The sequence below is a fragment of the Modestobacter versicolor genome (genome assembly GCF_041028285.1).
Lineage (GTDB): Bacteria > Actinomycetota > Actinomycetes > Mycobacteriales > Geodermatophilaceae > Modestobacter > Modestobacter versicolor_A.
Genome location: NZ_JABGDB010000052.1, coordinates 1 through 548, shown reverse-complemented (window position 1 = coordinate 548; position 548 = coordinate 1). Strand labels below are relative to the sequence as shown.

Annotated in this window: 1 protein-coding gene; it reads left to right on the top strand. The window is 40.0% G+C overall.

Translation table 11 applies throughout. From position 1 onward, the window contains the following. Nucleotides 1-27: 27 nt before the first annotated feature. Complete coding sequence (locus tag HL054_RS22220) at nucleotides 28-324, top strand: hypothetical protein (RefSeq protein ID WP_369141304.1); 297 nt, start codon at nucleotides 28-30, stop codon at nucleotides 322-324. Nucleotides 325-548 lie beyond the last annotated feature (224 nt).

Sequence of the window (548 nt, the reverse complement as noted above, 5' to 3'; positions counted from 1 at the left end):
CCAAATCTAAACAGAACAAGTTGATTATTGACGACTCAGGCAGTCCTTGACGCCAAAACAAAGAGTTTCAAAATCACCTTCCCATCAACAGCGAAAATTTTTTCATCAGGCCTTAAAATAAATGTTTTGGATGATGCCGGAGTTTCCAGACTTGCCGGTTTGAAGGCAATTTCTACGCCAACATTAACAACGCGCCTGATGAATGTTAGATCGGTTAATCCTTTCAAATACGATGACATGACGATCAAATCCCTTGCGTCCGTTTCTAAATCATTTTCAAAATCCGGCGAAATGGGTGGGCCATTGCGTGTAGGTCTATTATGACTCGAAAATCAACCACCTTCGCCAGGAGTGCAACCATACACATTTGGCGAATATTCAGGCGCTTATATAAACGTTATAACCGATAAAATTGATTTGAATACTGACGGATGAGACGTTGATAGGCAAGGTTCATCGTTCAAAAAATTTTTTTCGGGCGGTCTTGTGGTTGCCGGTTCAAAAAACAATAATGTTGATAATTTCAACGATTCAGCAAATCATAGAAC